A 1,352-nucleotide genomic window follows, 5' to 3' on the forward strand; every position below is an offset into this window, starting at 1 on the left:
GGCGCGTATCGGCCCCGCAATCCCTGTCTCGACACAAAATTGCCGGGGCCGCTACGCGCCCCATCGCGACACAAGGCCGCTCCCACAGAAGTTCGCGTAAGCCTGCTCACGAAGCTGCCAGGCGGGCCTCCAGCGCGGCGATGTGCGCCTGTAGCCGTTCATGCTCTTGGCGCTCGGCGCTGATGTCTTCGAACACGCTGATCAGGTGTTCCGGTTCGCCGTTGTCCCGGCGCTGCAGCGAGGTGCGGGCGCGTACCCAGATGTACTCGCCGTTCTTGTGGCGCACGCGTTTTTCCACTTCGTAGCGCTCGGTTTCGCCGGCCAGCATGCGTTGCAGCAGCTGCAGGTTCTGCGCCAGGTCGTCGGCGTGGGTGATCTGCTGGAAGGTCATGCCGTAGAGTTCATCGGCGCTGTAGCCCAGCAACTCGCACAGGCTGTTGTTCACCCGCTGCCAGGTGCCGTCCGGGTCGATGTAGGCCAGGGCACCCCAAGCCAGCTCGAAGATCGCCCGGAAGCGCTCCTCGCTCTGGCTAAGCGCCTGTTGGGCCACCTGGCGTTCGGTGGTGTCCATGCTGATGCCAACCATCTTTACCGAGCGCCCGGCGCTGTCGCGCACCACTGTGGCGCGGGAAGAAATCCAGCGGACTTCACCGTCCGGGCGGGTGATGCGGAAGTCGCATTCACAGCCACTGCCGTCGGCCACCGCGTCGGCGTACATCACCTGCATGCGCTGCACGTCTTCGTTGGGCAGGTGCTTCCAGAAGTCTTCGTTGTGGTGGACCGGCCAGCCATAGACCTGCTCGACGTTGGGCGAGTAGGTGACTTCGTCGCTGATCAGGTTCCATTCCCAGGTGACGATGCGCGCGCCTTCCTGGGCCAGCTTCATGCGCGTTTCGCTTTCCATGATCTCCGCGGTCAGGCGCCGGCGCACGTCGGTCATCGGCAGCTCGACCACCTGCGGTTGCTGGATGTTCTGCAGTGCTTCGTCGCCGTAGCGCAGCCAGATCCAGTTGACCTTGAGAAAGTCGGCCAGCTTGCGCAGGTTGTCGTAGTCGATCTCGCCGCCGCGGGTCCACTTGTGCACGGCGGTGCGCGAAATACCCAAGGCCGTGCCCACGGCTTGCAGGGTCAGCTTGTGATGCTCGAGCAGTTCCTTGAGGCGGAAGGCGAAGCTGTTTTCCAACATCGGCAGGGTGTCCTGATCTGGGCCAAGAGCCTGCCAGTATACCCAAGCTGTCAACTTTTGGTTGACGGGTCCTCACGCTGCCTCTTCTGGGGGAATGACCTTGTGTTGCCTGCACTGGCCTCATCGCCGGCAAGCCAGCTCCCACATGGACCGCATCGCCCTGTAC

At 63.5% G+C, this 1,352-nt stretch carries 1 protein-coding gene; it reads right to left on the reverse strand.

Annotation, left to right across the window (positions count from 1 at the left end):
- Window positions 1–106: 106 nt before the first annotated feature.
- Window positions 107–1,186, reverse strand: coding sequence for a helix-turn-helix domain-containing protein (locus ACN6NG_RS11655; protein ID WP_016499194.1), 1,080 nt, complete (start codon window positions 1,184–1,186; stop codon window positions 107–109).
- Window positions 1,187–1,352 lie beyond the last annotated feature (166 nt).

The sequence above is a fragment of the Pseudomonas sp. TSO6 genome (assembly GCF_056098905.1).